Below are 547 nucleotides of genomic sequence, written 5' to 3'. Positions count from 1 at the left end.
CCTTTGCCTGGTACTTCTTGGCATCATCGACGGCTGGTCTTTTGTCTCGAGCGCATTGTCGATGCGTGCAGGCGTCAAAACCGCGGCGAACCTCGTGATGCAAGGAGCAGTCGAGGATACGACCATCCAAGCTGTCGCTCTTTCGAGCTGGGAAAACCATCCTGATGGCGCGCAGGTGGCAGTGAGCCGGAAATACATGTGCGGGAACATCGTGGCCGATCCATCGGTCCTGTGCGACACTTTGAAAGCCCCCTCGGTCTTCCTCGTAATACAGGCGACAGCCACCTGGTCACCGCCCTTCAGTTTTGGCGCGTTTTCCCTCTCGCGCGAACTCAGTCATCAACAGGTGATTCGTGTCCGCTAAGTCGAGAGCTTTCACGGGGGATGCATCAGGCGGAGCTGCATTAGAGTTCGCGCTGATCGCGCCTTTTCTGATAATGCTTTTGATCGGCATCTTTGCATTCGGCTGGGCTCTGAATGCTATGTCGAGTGTTCGGTACACGCTGGAAACGTCGTCACGTGCGCTGCAAATGAAGAACTCGCTGAC

At 55.9% G+C, this 547-nt stretch carries 2 protein-coding genes; both read left to right on the top strand.

Translation table 11 applies throughout. The features are described 5' to 3' along the window. A partial coding sequence (locus tag NKJ55_RS35545; RefSeq protein WP_352453949.1) for a pilus assembly protein occupies positions 1-364 on the top strand: 364 nt, incomplete at its 5' end. Continuing rightward, positions 354-547, top strand: a 194-nt coding sequence (locus tag NKJ55_RS35540) for a TadE/TadG family type IV pilus assembly protein (RefSeq protein WP_352453948.1), incomplete at its 3' end; no start/stop codon positions are given. The genes NKJ55_RS35545 and NKJ55_RS35540, both read left to right, overlap by 11 nt.

The sequence above is a fragment of the Mesorhizobium sp. M0106 genome (assembly GCF_040322715.1).
Taxonomy (GTDB): Bacteria; Pseudomonadota; Alphaproteobacteria; order Rhizobiales; family Rhizobiaceae; genus Mesorhizobium.
The sequence above is the reverse complement of the archived record's forward strand: the minus strand, read 5'-3'. Positions and strand labels throughout refer to the sequence as shown.